The sequence below is a fragment of the Blautia sp. St.27G3 genome (assembly GCF_059728505.1).
This window is the reverse complement of record NZ_BAAGFO010000002.1, coordinates 701,994-718,102: the sequence shown is the minus strand read 5'-3', so window position 1 is coordinate 718,102 and position 16,109 is coordinate 701,994. Positions and strand designations below refer to the sequence as shown.

Sequence of the window (16,109 nt, the reverse complement as noted above, 5' to 3'; positions counted from 1 at the left end):
TTTGCTCTCTGCACACAAAGAAAAAGTCTGACCAAAGTCAGACTTTTTCAGGAAAGAGAAAAATTTGGGTTGAAAATGTTTTGCCTGTAAGAGAAAATCTTCATAAGTATTATGAAACTCTCTCATACAGATCAATGTTTGAGGGAGTACCTGGCAGCGTGTGGGGGCTGCCAGGTGTGAGTTATGAAATATATTAGCTGTTTGCTAATATGTTTATACTATAAAAGATAAATGTGTTCAAAATATGTCTACTTTCTAAAAAAACAGGAAAGAAAATTAAGAAATCCTTGCAATTCTAAAACAATAAAAAAGTTATTTCCATTTTAAGGGATTTTATATTATACTATACAAAGGTGGCTTTACGGGCAGAAAAAGCCTGAAGTCAGAGGTTGAACCGAATTGTGAAAGGGGTATAAAAATGGCAGCTACGGATGTTGGAATTGATCTTGGCACAGCCAGTATTTTAGTTTATGTCAGGGGAAAAGGCGTTGTATTGAAGGAACCGTCTGTCGTTGCATATGACAGAGATACGAATAAAATCAAAGCGATTGGTGAAGAAGCACGGTTGATGCTTGGCAGAACGCCGGGGAATATTGTTGCGGTTCGCCCTATGCGAAAAGGTGTTATTTCGGATTATACCGTTACAGAACAGATGCTGAAGTATTTTATTCAGAAAGCAATCGGCAAAATGTCATTCCGAAAGCCAAGGGTCAGCATTTGTGTTCCGAGCAGTGTGACAGAAGTGGAGAAAAAGGCTGTTGAGGATGCGACGTATCAGGCCGGTGCGCGTGAGGTTCATATTATAGAAGAACCAATCGCCGCTGCCATTGGCTCCGGAATTGACATTTCACGCCCCTGCGGAAATATGATTGTAGATATTGGCGGAGGAACGTGCGATGTGGCAGTGATTTCCCTTGATGGAATTGTGGTAAGTACTTCGATCAAGGTGGCCGGGGACGACTTCGACGACGCCATCGTAAGATATGTACGGAAGAAATACGGTCTGATGATTGGAGAGCAGACAGCAGAAGAAATCAAGATTACAATTGGAACTGCGTTTGAAAAGCCAGAACCGAAGGTGATGGAAGTAAAAGGGCGTGATATTGTGACAGGACTTCCGAAAACAATACGAGTTACCTCAGAGGATACAAGGGATGCTTTGAAAGAGGTGACGAGCCAGATTGTGGATGCCGTACACAGTGTTCTTGAGAAGACGCCTCCGGAGTTAGCCGCCGATGTGGTCGATCGTGGAATTGTACTGACCGGAGGAGGCGCATTGCTGAGCGGTTTGGAGGAACTGATCGAGGCACGCACAGGGATTAATACGATGACAGCGGAAGATCCGATGACTGTGGTGGCAGTTGGGACAGGCCAGTTTGTGGAGCTTATGGCGGGAAATAGCAGGATGATGGAAAAGTAAATCAGACCCATAGAGGGACGAGGCCAGGGCGGCAGCGTCCCTTTCCGGTTATGGCATGGCTTGGAACAGAAGGGAAAACGATGAAGATTCGCCGGGAGACAGATGGAGGAGTATGGAAAGGTTAGAGGGATACATAGACCACATCATTTTCCGTAACAGTGACAATGGCTATACGGTAATGGTTTTAGTGACGCAGGATGGAGAGGTGACCTGTACCGGAACACTTTCTTATATTGGGGAAGGGGAAAAGGTTGCGCTTACCGGGCAGTATATTGCTCATCCATCTTACGGAGAGCAGTTCAAAATTGAGTCTTATAGTATACAGACTCCGGAGGATGAGGAATCCGCGGAGCGCTATCTCGGTTCAGGAGCGATTAAGGGAGTCGGAGCGGCTTTGGCAGCCAGAATTGTACGCCATTTTGGCGGCGATACGTTTCGGATTATAGAGGAAGAGCCGGAGCGGCTTGCTGAGATCAAGGGAATCAGTGACCGTAAAGCCCGAGAGATTGCGGAGCAGGTGTATGAAAAGCGCGATATGCGCAAAGCAATGATTTTCTTACAACAGCTTGGCATCACCACATCGCTTGCTGTAAAAATATACGAAAAATACGGAGCGGAGATCTACCGCGTGATTCAGGAAAATCCATATCAGCTTGCAGATGATATTGGCGGTGTCGGCTTTCGGATTGCAGATGAGATTGCAATGCGCGCAGGGATTCAGGCAGATTCGGAGTACCGGGTAAAATGTGCAATTTTTTATGTATTGCAGCAGGCGGGCGGAGAAGGGCATGTCTTTTTGCCGAAAGAGCAGCTTTCCTACAGAGCCGCAGAGCTGCTGGGTGTACCGCTGCAAGACATTGATCAATATCTGATGGACCTGGCAGTGGAACGCAGGATTGTGGTGAAACAGGAGGAGAATCAGGAACGGGTTTACAGCGCATCTTCCTATTTTATGGAAATGAGCACAGCGCGTATGCTTTGCGATTTGAATATTACCGGTGAAGTCAATGAGACTGTAATTCTGCATAAGATTGCAGCAATTGAAGCGGAGACGGGTACTTATCTGGATGAAAAACAAAAAGAAGCAGTAATTGCCTCTGTGCGTTGTGGTCTGCTTGTTATCACAGGAGGGCCAGGTACCGGAAAAACTACGACAATTAATACGCTGATATCCTATTTTGAGTCAGAAGGACTGCAAATTTTACTTGCCGCTCCGACAGGGCGCGCTGCAAAGCGGATGGCAGAGGCAACCGGCTATGAAGCAAAAACAATTCACCGACTCCTGGAAATTTCAGGGATTCAGGAAGGAAGTACAGCCGGAGGCGGTTTTGAGAGAAATGCGCAGAATCCACTCGATGCAGATGTGATTATTGTAGATGAGATGTCGATGGTGGATATTTATCTGATGCATGCGCTGCTGGATGCCATAACGGTCGGGACACGTCTTATTATGGTAGGAGACCGGAATCAGCTTCCATCTGTCGGACCAGGCAGTGTCCTGAAGGATATCATTGAGTCAGGAAAGGTGCCGGTTGTGCGGCTGACACGAATTTTTCGGCAGGCATCGGAGAGTGATATTGTCGTTAACGCACATAAAATCAATCGTGGAGAGCATGTTTCTCTGGATAATAAAAGCCGGGATTTTTTCTTTTTAAAAAGAAGCGATGCAAATGTTATTATCAGTATTGTCATCCAGCTTGTGAGAGATAAAATGCCCCGTTATGTTGATGCGACAGCGTATGATATCCAGGTGCTTACGCCGATGCGAAAGGGCCTTTTGGGCGTAGAACGCCTGAATCGGATTTTACAGGAGTATCTGAATCCGCCGGATCGCAATAAAAGAGAGCATGAACAGGGAGGGCAGATTTTCCGCGAGGGCGATAAGGTCATGCAGATCAAAAATAATTATCAGATCGAGTGGGAAGTCCGCGGGCGCTATGGGATTCCGATTGAGAAAGGGGTAGGCGTATTTAACGGAGACCTGGGAGTGATACGGGAAATTAATTTACACACAGAACGTATCACGGTCGAATTTGATGAACAGCGCATGGTGGAATATCCGTATGCCGGACTGGAAGAACTGGACCTGGCGTATGCGGTAACCATTCACAAGTCCCAGGGAAGCGAGTATCCGGCCGTTGTGATTCCGCTGCTCAGTGGACCACGGATGTTAATGAATCGTAATCTTCTGTACACAGCTGTGACAAGAGCCAGAAAATGTGTGACAGTCGTGGGAGATGTGCTGACGTTTGATCAGATGATTGACAATACGGTGGAGCAGAAGCGCTTTACAACGTTGGATGAGCGGATTCGGGAACTGGCGGATACACAGGCTGAAGAATAATAGAAATCATATGAGGGACAAAAGAAAAAGCGCCCGGATCATGATGCGGGTAACAGACGGGATGATAGCTGGAATCTTGAATTTTGGGGAGAGACCAGGGAAAATATTTGAAAAAGATCAGAATTTCTGAGGGGAAAAACAAGAAATATCAGAAAATACTTCAAAACAAAACGATATTGCAGATGTTTACTGGGGTAAATCAAGTACTGCGGATCATTCAGAAGCTTTTATATCCGCCGAGATGTGTCTGCTGTGACGCGCTTCTTGGCAGGCTGGAGGATGGATGCTGTCCGCAGTGCGATGCAAGGCTGCCGAGAATTCTGGGACCTGTCTGTATGAAGTGTGGAAAGCCGGTTGTTTCCAATGAGAAGGAATATTGCGACGATTGCAGGAAATATGCGCATATCTTTGACAGAGGAATTGCAGCGTTTACTTATACAGGCAGTCTGCGGCGATCCGTGTACCGGATGAAAAGACAGAACAGAAGAGACTATCTGTCTTTTTATGCGAAGGAAATGACGGGCGTATTGCAGACAGTTCTTTCTGTATGGAGACCGGAGATACTGATACCGGTTCCGATGCACCGAAGGAAAAAACGCTGCAGAGGTTATAACCAGGCAGAGCTTTTGGCGGAAGAAATCAGTCGTCTTACCGGAATTCGTGCAGAGAAGAATGTTTTGCGTTGTACGCGGATGCATTCCGAACAAAAAATGCTGAGCCGTAAAGATCGCAGGAAAAATCTGAAAGGGTGTTTTGCTGTATCGGAAGAATGCCAGAAACAATTTGCCCGCGTTTTGCTTGTGGATGATGTTTACACGACAGGGAGTACGCTGGATGAGATTGCGGATGTTTTGAAACGAGCAGGGGTAAAGCAGATTTTTTTTGTTGTTTTATGCATCGGAAAAGGAAAATGACAGTATGCACGGAAGAAAAGATGTGATATAATAAACTTCAAATAACGTGAAGAAGGGAGAAGGCAGAATGAGCTCAATAAAGGTATGGGTGAATACATACATGAAATTGTTTCTTGACCCGATTGAAGATCTGACGCTTACGAACATACTGGAAATACTCATTTTGGCTTTGCTTGTATACAATGTTCTTCTGTGGATTAAAAATACCAAAGCGTGGACACTCTTAAAAGGAATGGTAGTTTTAGTCTGTTGTGTGTCTCTTGTGTATATTTTACGGATGGACACGCTGAAGTTTATCGTAAGTTCCGCGATTGATGTTGCGATTATAGCTGCGCTTGTTATTTTTCAGCCTGAACTGCGCCGGGCACTGGAACAGATCGGAGAAAAGAGGATTGTTTCTTCTCTGTTTCCGCTTATTGATTCAGACAGAGAGGTTTCAGAACGCTTCAGTGACAAGACGTTGAATGAAATCGTCAAGGCATCGTCTGAGATGAGCAAGGTAAAGACGGGAGCGCTGATTGTGATTGAACAGGATATCCGCCTGGATGAGTATGAGCGGACCGGTATTACCCTGGACTCTGTTGTTACGAGCCAGCTTCTGATTAATATTTTTGAGCATAATACGCCATTGCATGACGGAGCAGTAATTATCAAGGGCAACCGCATTACTTCTGCGACCTGTTATCTGCCGCTTTCTGACAATATGATGCTGAGCAAAGAGCTAGGTACAAGGCATAGAGCGGGGGTTGGTATTAGTGAGGTGACAGATTCGCTGACTGTGATCGTATCAGAAGAGACCGGTAAAATCTCCATTGCCTATAAGGGAGAACTGATGCGCGGCGTACCTTCTGAGGTTTTGAAGGAGCAGCTTGTCATTTTGCAGAATAAGTCAGTGGGTCAAAAGAAATTCAAATTCTGGAAAGGTTGGAATAAAAATGAAGCATAAATGGACCGGCAACCTGAGTCTTAAACTTTTGTCTCTGGTTGTGGCATTTTTAATCTGGCTTCTTGTTATGAATATTGACAACCCGACGAAGTCCAGGCTGTTTCAGGTAGGGATTCAGTTAATGAATGAAGACAGTGTGACGGAGATCGACAAGGCTTTTGATATTATCTCTGATGAAACTGTCATATTGAAAGTAACGGAACGACGCCGGATACTGAACAGCCTGACTCGCGATGATTTTACGGTGCTTGCTGATATGGAAAATCTGAATGAGATGGATTCCGTTCCACTTACGGTGATCTGCAGCAATCCTGCGGTCTCATGGGATGATATAGAAGTTTCGCCGCCGTCTATGAAAGTGAAACTGGAACAGAGAAAGCAGAGTGAGTTTGTGGTGAACGTTTCTGTTTCAGGCGATCCGGAAAAAGGCTATGAGGTTGGTAAAACAGAAGTCGTGCAGGGGAAAACTGTGCTGATTGCAGGGCCGGAGAGTATGTTGAACCGGATTAACCAGGTGGTGGCAGAGATTAAAGTAAACCGAATTAATGCAGATCAGAGGCTTGCATCGAAACTCAAGATTATAGATAAAAATGGAGAGGCCTTTACGTCAACGCAGATGAGCCGTTTGCAGATTAAGGATGCTGATGGGGTATTGCTCTCAGAAAATACGATTATGGTTGACGTTGTGCTGTGGCGTGTGATGAACGGTGTACCGCTGGTGGTGCCGGTAACGGGAACGTCTGCGACTGGTTATCGTTATACAGGGCTGGCAACTATACCGGCTGAGGTAAATTTGGTTGGTACGGAGGAAGCGTTGGAGGCGCTCGGAGGAAAGCTTACATTAAAAGAAGTTATTTCTGTAGAAGGAGCAACAGAAGGATTTACACAGGATTTTGATCTGACAGAAACGCTGTCAGAGATGGAAGGAATCCGGCTTGTCAAAGATTCTGATCCTACTGTGACTGTATCTGTTAAAATTGAGAAGTCAGGAGAGCAGACATTGATGTTGCCTCTGTCCAGTCTTGAGGTAAGAAATCGTCCGGAGAATGTGAATTTGTCGTTTTCACCGGCAGATGTGCTTACAGTCGTGGTTCATGGAACAAACGGTTCAGGTACGATTAAAGTAAGCGATATTAAAGCAAAAATTGATTTGGGAGTCTGTTCAGTTCCAGATACGTATGAGATTCCGGTGGAGATCGAATTGCCGGAAGGCTATGAGCTGGTTTCTGATGTGAAGCTGGTAGTAACTGCAGCCGAGCAGCCAGTCGACACCAATAACAAAGAGGCGGGAAAATAGCTTGATAGAGAGAAAGATGACAGTAAAAAGCCTCGCTGGGCTGCATATGCGACCAGCCGGAGAACTGTGTAAAAAGGCACAGAAATTCGAGTCCAGGATTATATTTCGGTTTCGTGACAAAGAGTTTAATGCAAAGAGCCTGCTCAGTATTTTGAGTGCCTGTGTGCAGCAGGAGGATGAGATTGTTCTGGTGTGCGCTGGTGTCGATGAGCAGGAGGCTGCTGAGCATATCGCGGCATTTATTGAGACAGCGGTCTGACCAAAGCAGCAGAAGTTTCCTTATTTACCTTAAATAGAGGAGATCTAAAACAAATGTTGGGGTGATGATTAAAAATCATACATCCTGACATTTTTTATTTTAGGTTTTCAATAAAAAATGTCTGTCCTGTGATTTTCAGAACAGACATTTTTTCGTAGTGTTTTCTTTTAAATATTTTTTGATTAATTTTTAGGTTTATATTTTATGCGTATGGATCCGTCGGGTCATAATTCTGAGTAAGCGGAATCGGTTTCACTGTTTCGATTTTTACATCTTTCGGTGCAACGATGCTGTCGCTGATGACTACCTTACTGCCTACCGGAACATTGTCATACAACCATTTTGCATGACCAACAGTTAAACGGATACATCCTGCTGATGCCGGAGTCCCTAATTTGTTGTAGGCAGAAGCATTCAACGTATGGTTGTCATAAGGACGGGCATTTACGACGGAAGGTACAGAATGGAACAAAATATCACTGGTAATATGGGAACAAAATTGTCCATACGTAGGGCCGTTTAACGTATGCCAACGTAGTTTATCAAGAATTTGGAATGTACCTGTTGGTGTACTGACACGGTCGCGTGCAGTGGAACATACAAAAGCTCTAAGCGGTGTGTCACCACGGTATACGACTACAAAACATTTCTTACGGTTCACTTCAACTCGCCATGCACCACTGAGTGGTTTGCTATATGCACCACTGGTTCCAAAATCGTATTTGTTACCATCAATCACATGAACACCAGTGTACATTTGGCCAGTACTCTTGTCAAAATAGTAGAACTTTGCTTTGTGGGTAAGCCAACCGGTCCGCATGGTGCCGTTTTCATTGAAATAGTACCATTTGCCTGAAATCTTAACGAAATCGGTTTTAGCAGCTCCATAGGTGGAAGAGGATTTCACCGGATTGAGGTAATACTTTTTACCGCTGTAGGTGAACCATCCTGTCTTGGCGGCTCCGGTCTTTTTATCCATGTAGTATTTGCGTCCGGATATGGTCTGCCATCCTGTTTTGCGGATACCCTTTGAGTTGGCATAGTACAGTTTGTTGTCAACTTTGAATAATCCGGTCTGAATGACTCCTTTGCTGTTAAAATAGTAGTAATACTTACCGATTTTTTTCCAACTACTTTGTACTCTTGCGCCATCGTTCTCCGGATCCAGATAATATCTCTTTTTATTGATTGTCTTGAAACCGGTCGACTTTCGTCCGCTGGAACTGTAGTAGTAATATTTGCCGTTTCCTTTGATCCAGCCGGTTCTCGATGCCCCGTCTTTGGTGCTGAAATAGTACGTGTATTTACCGATCTTGACCTTTCCAGTCTGTCGGGCACCGGTCTTTGTGTTGAAATAATAATTTTTATTCTTTATTTTTTGAAGGCCTGTCTTCAGAACACCTTTTGAGGTGGCATAGTAGTATTTCTGGTCGTAAGATGAACGTTTGTATGAAGTAAGGCGACCGGAACGGGTAATATGGTAAAGTTTTTTGCCAACTTTGATTGTTCCGAGCTTTATCTCTCCTTTTTCATTTGCGTAATAGTACTTACTTTTGGTCTTAATCCATTTCTTTGTAGAAATACGACCGTCTCTTCCACTTGTAAAATAGTAGAGTGTACTGGTGTCTGAGCCGATCTGTTTCAGTCCGGATAAACCGGTACAGAGTTTTCCGTTTTCCGGATGGAAGAGATAGACGCTGGAGCCCATCTGAACCGGTCCATCAACGCGGTACCCGTTTTGGTCAAAGTAGTATGAGGCCCCCCCGATGTTGTCCTGAAAGCCGAGCAGACGTGAATCACCCTGCATATAATAGGTACCGTTCTCATCTGTATTCCAACCCTCTGCTGCAGATACGGTCGACAGTGTATCCGGCATACCCAATGTTGCGGATATTGCGGGAACAGCCAGAGTAAGCCCCACTGCGAGACAGAACGCTGAAATCATTTTCTTAAGTCGCATAATTTCCTCCCCTTATTGCTGAAGGGCAGAACCACAAATTTCTACCCCTGACAGATATTTCTTTTTCTCATTATAGCCAGTGAGGGGGAAGAATGCAAGCAAGGGAAAGGAGAAAAAATCTTAAGATTTTTCTAAACAAATAGTATAATTTTTCTGCACTCTTTCTTTCAGATAAAAACCCCCTTTGTAGTTGTTATTTTTTAAGAAGTGTTCTATAATAATTGAAACCAAAGAGGAGTGGAGCAGAGTGAGAAGAAGAGAACGTTATAAACGGTTGATTATGTTCCTGGCGTCTGTTTCGATTGTGGCGATTCAGGCAGGCGCGTTCGCATATGCATGGTTTCATGAATATCATGTAAAAGAGATTATCGGAAGAAGATACGGTTATTGGGGGCACTGGGCATTGATTGTTCTTTACGCGCTGATGGTGATTTTGATTTCCAAGCTTTTTTCAGCTTTTAAAGTCGGGTATCAGCGGGTGCTGGATGTTTTGTTGTCACAGATTTTTTCAGTGCTTCTGGTGAATATCGTGGCATATCTTCAGCTCGCATTGATCGGGCGCTGGCGTTTTTTGCAGTATGTGGAGCCAATGCTGCGCGTAACGGCGTTTAATCTGGCGGCAGTGATTCTGTGGGTATTTTTTATGCGCGTAATCTATTCCTGGATCTATCCGCCGCATGAGGTGCTCCTCATTTATGGAAAATTCAGTCCAAAGGCGCTGATTAAAAAAATGGAGAGCCGTAAAGACAAGTATCTTATTTCCGGAACGATTTGCCTGCAGGAAGGCGTGGAGCGGATCAAAGAAGAAATTTTAAAATATCAGGCCATTGTGATTGGAGATATTCCTTCACATGATCGGAATGTCTTTTTGAAATACTGTTTTGAGAATAATAAGCGCTGTTACTGTCAGCCCAAAATATCCGATATTATGATTATGAGTTCGGAGAAAATTCACATGTTTGATACACCGCTTCTGTTATTCCGAAATTGCGGACTGACGGTGGAAAAGCAGGTGATCAAACGCATTTTTGATGTGATTTGTTCTACTTTCATGTTTGCAGTTCTGTCACCGGTCTTTTTGCTGATCGCGGTTTTGATCAAAGCGTATGATGGTGGCCCAGTATTTTACAAGCAGGAGCGGTTGACCAAGGACGGAAAGATATTTATGGTTTACAAGTTCCGCAGTATGCGTGTGGATTCAGAAAAGCAGGGAGCAAGGTTGGCCATGAAGGGTGACAGCCGGGTGACTCCGGTAGGAAAAGTATTGCGCAACATACATTTTGATGAGCTGCCTCAGTTTCTGAACATTATAAAAGGAGATATGTCGCTTGTCGGGCCAAGGCCGGAGCGTCCCGAGATTGCGGCGGAATATGCAAAAGAAATTCCGGAGTTTTCTTATCGCCTGAAGGTAAAAGCAGGACTGACCGGTTATGCACAGGTATACGGCAAATATAACACGACCCCGTATGATAAGCTGAAGCTGGATTTGACCTATATAGAAAATTATTCCTTTGTTCTTGATTTGCAGCTCATTGCGACAACGGTAAAAATTCTGTTTCAGAAAGAAAATACCGAGGGTGTAGAGCAGTGGCAGAAAACCGCGGCTTCTGTGAATACGACTGTGCAGACAGAAGCCGGGGATGCCGTTTTCGAGAAAGAAAAGTCGGGGAACGAAGAAGAACCCCCTGTCTGTATTAAAAAACAGGAGACAGATCAGAAAAAATCTGTGAATAGGAAGAAACAAAAGAGGTCAGCTTATGGGAAATAAGGAGCAGGATGACGTACTTGTATCTGTAATTATTCCTGCGTATGGTTGTGCAGAGACGATCTGTCATGCGATTGATTCTGCGCTGATACAGGATGTGGCATTGGAGGTTCTTGTTCTGAATGACTGTTCGCCAGATGATCTGGATGCAATTATGGAAACGTATCGCAGGGAACCAAGGATTCGTTATCTGAAAAACGAGAAAAACCTTGGAGCAGCGGCGACAAGGAATCGTGGTGTTTCCCTGGCACGCGGCGTATATGTTGCATTTTTGGACGCAGATGACTGGTGGGAAAAGGACAAGCTGACAAAGCAGCTTGCCAGGATGAAGGACGGGCAGGTGGTACTGTGTGCGACGGGGAGAGAGCTGATAACGCCGGAAGGAAAAGGAACCGGGCGCGTAATCGGGGTTTCAGAGCATATCACGTACCGGATGCTTTTGTTGCACAACTGCATTAACTGTTCTTCTGTTTTAGTAAGAACCGATGTGGCGCGGGAGTTTCCGATGCAACACGAGGACAGCCATGAGGATTACATTGCATGGCTTGGGATTTTAAAAAAATACAGGTGGGCAGCAGCGATAAATGAGCCCCTTTTGAAATATCGGCTGACGTCAGACGGAAAATCGGGCAATAAGTTGAAATCCGCAGAGATGACGTACCGGGCGTACCGGTATGCAGGTTTTTCAGTTATTGGCGCTGCCATTTTGTTCTGCACCTATGCGGTAAACGGTCTGTGGAAATATGGGAGAGCGTATGTACAGGGTACATTGAATAAAAGAAAAAGATGTAAAACATAAAATAAAGCAATAATAACAATACAACAGAAAATTCGATTAGAAACAAAACGGAGGACAGTTATGATACAGAAATTAATTGAAAACATGAAAAAAACGAATGCACCGATTGTGGTAGGCCTAGATCCAATGATGGGTTTTGTGCCAGAACCGATTGTAAAAGAAGCGTTTGCAGAGTATGGAGAGACGCTGGAAGGGGCGGCGGAAGCGATCTGGCAGTTTAACAAGGCGATTGTAGATGAAACTTGTGATTTGATTCCGGCTGTAAAGCCGCAGATTGCGATGTATGAACAGTTTGGCATACCTGGGCTTCAGGCATTTAAAAAGACCGTTGATTACTGTAAAGAGAAAGGGCTTGTTGTGATCGGCGATGTGAAGCGCGGTGACATCGGCTCTACTTCAGCCGCCTATGCAGCGGCACATCTTGGGAATGTGCAGGTTGGAAGCCAGGTTCTGACGCCGTTTGGGGAAGATTTTGCGACGGTAAATCCATATCTTGGAACGGACGGAATTAAACCATTTCTCGAAGTGTGCCAGAAAGAGAAAAAGGGATTGTTTATTCTGGTAAAAACTTCAAATCCGTCGGGCGGAGAGTTTCAGGACCGGTTAGTGGACGGAAAGCCCCTGTATGAGTTGGTGGGCGAAAAGGTAGCTGAGTGGGCAGAATCCTGTATGGGAGAGGATTACAGTTATGTTGGCGCTGTTGTAGGCGCAACCTATCCGGAAATGGGCAAGGTACTGCGTAAGGTGATGCCGAAGTCCTTTATTCTTGTGCCGGGATACGGTGCACAGGGAGGAAAGGCAGCAGACCTGGTACACTATTTTAATGAGGACGGACTGGGTGCTATTGTGAATTCTTCACGAGGAATTATTGCAGCTTACAAACAGGAAAAATATGCAAAATTTGGAGCAGAGCATTTTGCACAGGCAAGCCGCCAGGCTGTGATTGATATGATTGAAGATATCAACCACGCATTGCAGAACAGGTAAAAACAGATACGAAAGACGGGCTTACAATGCCCGCGGAGGCAGGAGCATAGAATGGCAGAAAAATTCAGAGAACAGGCAGTCGTACTCTCTCAGGAGCAGATCGCAGCACAGATTTTCAGCATGTGGATTCAGACAGAAAAGATTGCAGCATATGCTGTGCCGGGGCAGTTTATTTCTGTTTACAGCAATGATTCCGGGCGGATTCTTCCGCGTCCGATCAGTATTTGTGAAACAGATAAAGAGAAAGGCAGGCTTCGCATTGTATACCGCGTAGCGGGCAAAGGGACGGAAGAATTCAGCCAGTGCAAGGCAGGGGATTGTCTTGACGTGCTGGGGCCGCTTGGAAACGGATTTCCGTTGGAGCGGTGTAAACAGGGAAAAAAGGCATTTCTGATCGGAGGAGGAATCGGGATTCCGCCGATGGTTCAGCTTGCAAAGGAGCTTGAAGGTGAGGTGCAGGTGGTAGCAGGCTATCGGGATGAATTGTTTTTAACCGATGAACTGAAAGCCCACGGCATGTTTTATGTGGCAACGGAGGACGGCAGCGCCGGAACAAAGGGAAACGTACTTGACTGTATCAGGGAACATGGACTTCATGCAGATGTGATTTTTGCCTGTGGACCAGCACCGATGCTTCGTGCGATCAAAGCATATGCAGAGAAAAATGAGATTGAGTGTTGGGTGTCCATGGAAGAAAAAATGGCCTGTGGGATTGGCGCATGTCTGGCTTGCGTCTGCGGTTCCAAAGAGGTTGACGCGCATTCGAAGGTGCATAACAAACGTATTTGTAAAGAGGGCCCTGTGTTCCGAGCAGAAGACATTGAGCTTTAGATACGATAATTTGCGGGAAGATGCCGTAAGGAGACAGGGAACAGGAGAGAATGTATGGGAGATATGAGAGTAAACATAGCCGGTGTAGAATTAAAAAATCCGGTGATGACGGCTTCCGGGACTTTTGGGTCCGGAATGGAATACAGTGATTTTGTGGACCTTTCGAGACTTGGCGCGGTGGTGACAAAGGGTGTGGCAAATGTGCCGTGGCCGGGCAATCAGACACCGCGGATTGCAGAAATTCGCGGTGGAATGATGAATGCAATCGGTCTGCAAAATCCGGGGATAGATACGTTTTGTCAGAGAGACCTGCCGTTTCTGGAGCAGTATGATACGAAAGTGATCGTGAATGTCTGCGGACATACGACAGAGGAATACTGTGAGGTAGTGGAAAGGCTGGCAGATGAAGCTCGTACTGACATGCTGGAGATCAATATTTCCTGTCCCAACGTAAAATGCGGAGGGATTTCGTTCGGTCAGGACCCCAAGGCTGTAGAGGAAATTACAAAAGAAATAAAGCGTCATGCAAAGCAGCCGGTGATCATGAAGTTGAGCCCGAATGTAACGGATATTACGGAGATTGCGCGCGCGGCAGAGGCAGGAGGCGCAGATGCGATTTCCATGATTAATACGCTGACCGGAATGAAAATTGATGTAAATCGCAGAAGCTTTGCGATTGCAAATAAAACAGGCGGCGTATCAGGACCGGCGGTACATCCGATTGCTGTGCGTATGGTCTATCAGACAGCACAGGCGGTGTCTGTTCCGATTATTGGCATGGGCGGCATTGAGACAGCTGAGGATGCGCTGGAATTTATACTAGCCGGGGCAACGGCTGTGGCAGTCGGAACGGCAAATTTCCGGAATCCGATGGCGACGATTGAGATCATTGACGGGATGGAAGAATATATGAGACAGCAGAAGGTGTCATGCATCAGAGATCTGATCGGGGCTGTTCAGGAATAGCAAATTTCAAAAGCAAACCTATATGACAGGTAACAGTCATGAAAAGGCCTGAAGAAAAACACGGGGCTGATTAACAAAGCGACAGATTGAAATTCTGAGGTTGAGAGAAATGTATACTGAAAATGAAGCTCTTAAAAAACAGCTAAAATCAGACATAAACAGAATTTCTGTTACGGGCATTGTAAATTCACTTATTATGATGGTGGTTTTCACTGTCAGCATAGTTGTACGTCTGATTGCTGCAATGATGAAATCCGATATTTCAGATGCCACGCAGTTTTTGGATAAAGTGATAGAAGATAATGAATTCTGGGAAACAGTAGCCAAAAGTGGTATGGAATATCTGTTGTTTAGCTTGCTGGGCGTTTTGACTGTTTGGTTGTTTATGAGAAAAAAGGTGTCTTTTGCACAGCTTTTTGGGAAATGTCAGCCAATGAATGTGCATTCGTTTTTTAAGTGCGCAATTATTTTTATGGGAATCCAGCTGCCGAACAATCTGTTGTATATCGTGCTAGAGTTAGGATTAAATCAATTTGGATATACGGCAGCAGGCGGAAAAATGATAGCATCTTCTGCCGGCCTGACCATAATGATGTTCTTTTATGTCAGCCTGATAGGGCCGATTGTCGAAGAATTGATTTATCGAGGATTTGTAATGCGCAGCTTGGAAAAATACGGGAGATCTTTCGCTATTGTGGTATCTTCCGTTTTCTTTGGGATAATGCATCAGAAGCCGGTTCAATCTGTGTTCGCGATGTTTGCAGGTTTGGTTTTAGGCTATGTGGCGATGAATTATTCCATAAGATGGTCTATCTTCTTGCATATTATAAATAACTGTTTGTTTAGCCAGGTGCTGACTCAGATGATAAAAGAATTACCACAGTCCATGCAGGCCTGTATCTTATGGGGAATTATACTAGTATTTTTCATGCTTGCCGTTTTCGTTTTGATAAAAGAGCGAAAACAGGTGAAGGAAAAAGTCGGACTTTGCTTAGAAAATAAAAAATATTATCTATATACAATTACCTCTGTATGGTTCCTGCTGTTTTTCTTTGCAAGCATTATTGTGAGCATGATGGGGATTGAAAAAATATAGGAGGGATTTCAGAGCCGGTTACATCCTTGAGAAATTTCTATGGAACCTTTGCCGGAATTAATATCATTGATTTGCTGGCGGAGGTTCTGCAGAATTTCATCAGAAAATCCGGTGCCATTATCACAAATTTCAAGAATCAGCTGCTCATTGCGGATTTTTCCTGTGACAGAAAGGATGCAGAGTACGTTTATGCCGTCGTAGCCGTGGTTCAGCGCATTTTCTACAAGAGGCTGAAGTGTCAGTTTCGGAATTTCAATATGTTTCAGAGCGTCTGGCACATCAATCTTATTTGAAGGACGTTCCTGAGGGCGTGGTGGAGCTTTCAGAGGATCTGGCCGAGGCGCTTCGAAGTGAGATTTATGCAGAGAAGGCGAACGCGAGGATGGAGGAACGCCTCGCGCAGTTAAAAGAAGAGTCGGAAATCGTTTATACAGAAGAGTAGAAAAAACTGCCGCACAACAAGGATTCTGAATGGTTCAGATCTGTTGTGCGGCAATTTTTAAGAAGAATTTTCTGTTCTTTTTA

14 protein-coding genes are annotated in these 16,109 nt (G+C 44.9%); 13 read left to right on the top strand and 1 reads right to left on the bottom strand.

What is annotated here, in order from left to right:
- Window positions 1-418: 418 nt before the first annotated feature.
- From AC6I2O_RS12920 to AC6I2O_RS12895, 6 genes are all read left to right on the top strand, one after another.
- Complete coding sequence (locus tag AC6I2O_RS12920; protein WP_120391878.1) at window positions 419-1,420, top strand: rod shape-determining protein; 1,002 nt, start codon at window positions 419-421, stop codon at window positions 1,418-1,420.
- Between the two features lie 112 nt (window positions 1,421-1,532).
- Window positions 1,533-3,764: an SF1B family DNA helicase RecD2 gene (gene recD2, locus AC6I2O_RS12915; RefSeq protein WP_120391877.1), complete on the top strand. Its 2,232-nt coding sequence runs from the start codon at window positions 1,533-1,535 to the stop codon at window positions 3,762-3,764.
- 107 nt (window positions 3,765-3,871) lie between these two features.
- Entirely contained in the window at window positions 3,872-4,678 is an 807-nt protein-coding gene (locus AC6I2O_RS12910; RefSeq protein WP_497742849.1) for a ComF family protein, read from the top strand.
- Window positions 4,679-4,745: 67 nt separating this feature from the next.
- Entirely contained in the window at window positions 4,746-5,624 is an 879-nt protein-coding gene (gene cdaA / locus AC6I2O_RS12905) for a diadenylate cyclase CdaA (RefSeq protein WP_497742848.1), read from the top strand.
- On the top strand, window positions 5,614-6,921 hold the full coding sequence (locus AC6I2O_RS12900; RefSeq protein WP_497742847.1) for a CdaR family protein: 1,308 nt from the start codon (window positions 5,614-5,616) through the stop codon (window positions 6,919-6,921). The genes cdaA and AC6I2O_RS12900 overlap by 11 nt, the downstream gene beginning before the upstream one ends.
- 1 nt (window position 6,922) lies before the next feature.
- Window positions 6,923-7,180, top strand: coding sequence for an HPr family phosphocarrier protein (locus AC6I2O_RS12895; RefSeq protein ID WP_120391873.1), 258 nt, complete (start codon window positions 6,923-6,925; stop codon window positions 7,178-7,180).
- A 202-nt stretch (window positions 7,181-7,382) separates the two neighbouring features.
- Here AC6I2O_RS12895 and AC6I2O_RS12890 read toward each other — a convergent pair whose 3' ends face one another.
- On the bottom strand, window positions 7,383-9,140 hold the full coding sequence (locus tag AC6I2O_RS12890) for a L,D-transpeptidase family protein (protein WP_120391872.1): 1,758 nt from the start codon (window positions 9,138-9,140) through the stop codon (window positions 7,383-7,385).
- A 247-nt stretch (window positions 9,141-9,387) separates the two neighbouring features.
- Between AC6I2O_RS12890 and AC6I2O_RS12885 the strand changes: the two genes are divergently transcribed.
- The 7 genes from AC6I2O_RS12885 to AC6I2O_RS12855 all read left to right on the top strand — a co-directional run bounded on the left by AC6I2O_RS12885 (window position 9,388) and on the right by AC6I2O_RS12855 (window position 16,026).
- Window positions 9,388-10,908 carry an exopolysaccharide biosynthesis polyprenyl glycosylphosphotransferase gene (locus AC6I2O_RS12885; RefSeq protein WP_120391871.1) on the top strand — a complete coding sequence of 507 codons (1,521 nt, stop codon included), beginning with the start codon at window positions 9,388-9,390 and terminating at the stop codon, window positions 10,906-10,908.
- The gene (locus AC6I2O_RS12880; RefSeq protein WP_120391870.1) at window positions 10,898-11,704 is read left to right on the top strand and encodes a glycosyltransferase family 2 protein; all 807 of its coding nucleotides are present in this window, start codon (window positions 10,898-10,900) and stop codon (window positions 11,702-11,704) included. Before AC6I2O_RS12885 ends, AC6I2O_RS12880 begins: the two co-directional genes overlap by 11 nt.
- Window positions 11,705-11,764: 60 nt before the next feature.
- Entirely contained in the window at window positions 11,765-12,691 is a 927-nt protein-coding gene (gene pyrF / locus AC6I2O_RS12875) for an orotidine-5'-phosphate decarboxylase (RefSeq protein ID WP_497742845.1), read from the top strand.
- Between the two features lie 51 nt (window positions 12,692-12,742).
- The gene (locus AC6I2O_RS12870) at window positions 12,743-13,522 is read left to right on the top strand and encodes a dihydroorotate dehydrogenase electron transfer subunit (RefSeq protein WP_120391868.1); all 780 of its coding nucleotides are present in this window, start codon (window positions 12,743-12,745) and stop codon (window positions 13,520-13,522) included.
- 54 nt (window positions 13,523-13,576) lie between these two features.
- On the top strand, window positions 13,577-14,488 hold the full coding sequence (locus AC6I2O_RS12865) for a dihydroorotate dehydrogenase (protein WP_120391867.1): 912 nt from the start codon (window positions 13,577-13,579) through the stop codon (window positions 14,486-14,488).
- 109 nt (window positions 14,489-14,597) lie between these two features.
- Window positions 14,598-15,584: a CPBP family intramembrane glutamic endopeptidase gene (locus tag AC6I2O_RS12860; protein ID WP_497742844.1), complete on the top strand. Its 987-nt coding sequence runs from the start codon at window positions 14,598-14,600 to the stop codon at window positions 15,582-15,584.
- 235 nt (window positions 15,585-15,819) lie between these two features.
- Window positions 15,820-16,026, top strand: coding sequence for a hypothetical protein (locus AC6I2O_RS12855; protein WP_147412269.1), 207 nt, complete (start codon window positions 15,820-15,822; stop codon window positions 16,024-16,026).
- Window positions 16,027-16,109 lie beyond the last annotated feature (83 nt).

Coding starts and splice junctions, on each gene's coding strand:
- AC6I2O_RS12920 (WP_120391878.1), top strand. CDS start 419: ATGGCAGCTACGGATGTTGGAATTGATCTTGGCACAGCCAGTATTTTA.
- recD2 (WP_120391877.1), top strand. CDS start 1,533: ATGGAAAGGTTAGAGGGATACATAGACCACATCATTTTCCGTAACAGT.
- cdaA (WP_497742848.1), top strand. CDS start 4,746: ATGAGCTCAATAAAGGTATGGGTGAATACATACATGAAATTGTTTCTT.
- AC6I2O_RS12900 (WP_497742847.1), top strand. CDS start 5,614: ATGAAGCATAAATGGACCGGCAACCTGAGTCTTAAACTTTTGTCTCTG.
- AC6I2O_RS12890 (WP_120391872.1), bottom strand. CDS start 9,140: ATGCGACTTAAGAAAATGATTTCAGCGTTCTGTCTCGCAGTGGGGCTT.
- AC6I2O_RS12880 (WP_120391870.1), top strand. CDS start 10,898: ATGGGAAATAAGGAGCAGGATGACGTACTTGTATCTGTAATTATTCCT.
- pyrF (WP_497742845.1), top strand. CDS start 11,765: ATGATACAGAAATTAATTGAAAACATGAAAAAAACGAATGCACCGATT.
- AC6I2O_RS12870 (WP_120391868.1), top strand. CDS start 12,743: ATGGCAGAAAAATTCAGAGAACAGGCAGTCGTACTCTCTCAGGAGCAG.
- AC6I2O_RS12865 (WP_120391867.1), top strand. CDS start 13,577: ATGGGAGATATGAGAGTAAACATAGCCGGTGTAGAATTAAAAAATCCG.
- AC6I2O_RS12860 (WP_497742844.1), top strand. CDS start 14,598: ATGTATACTGAAAATGAAGCTCTTAAAAAACAGCTAAAATCAGACATA.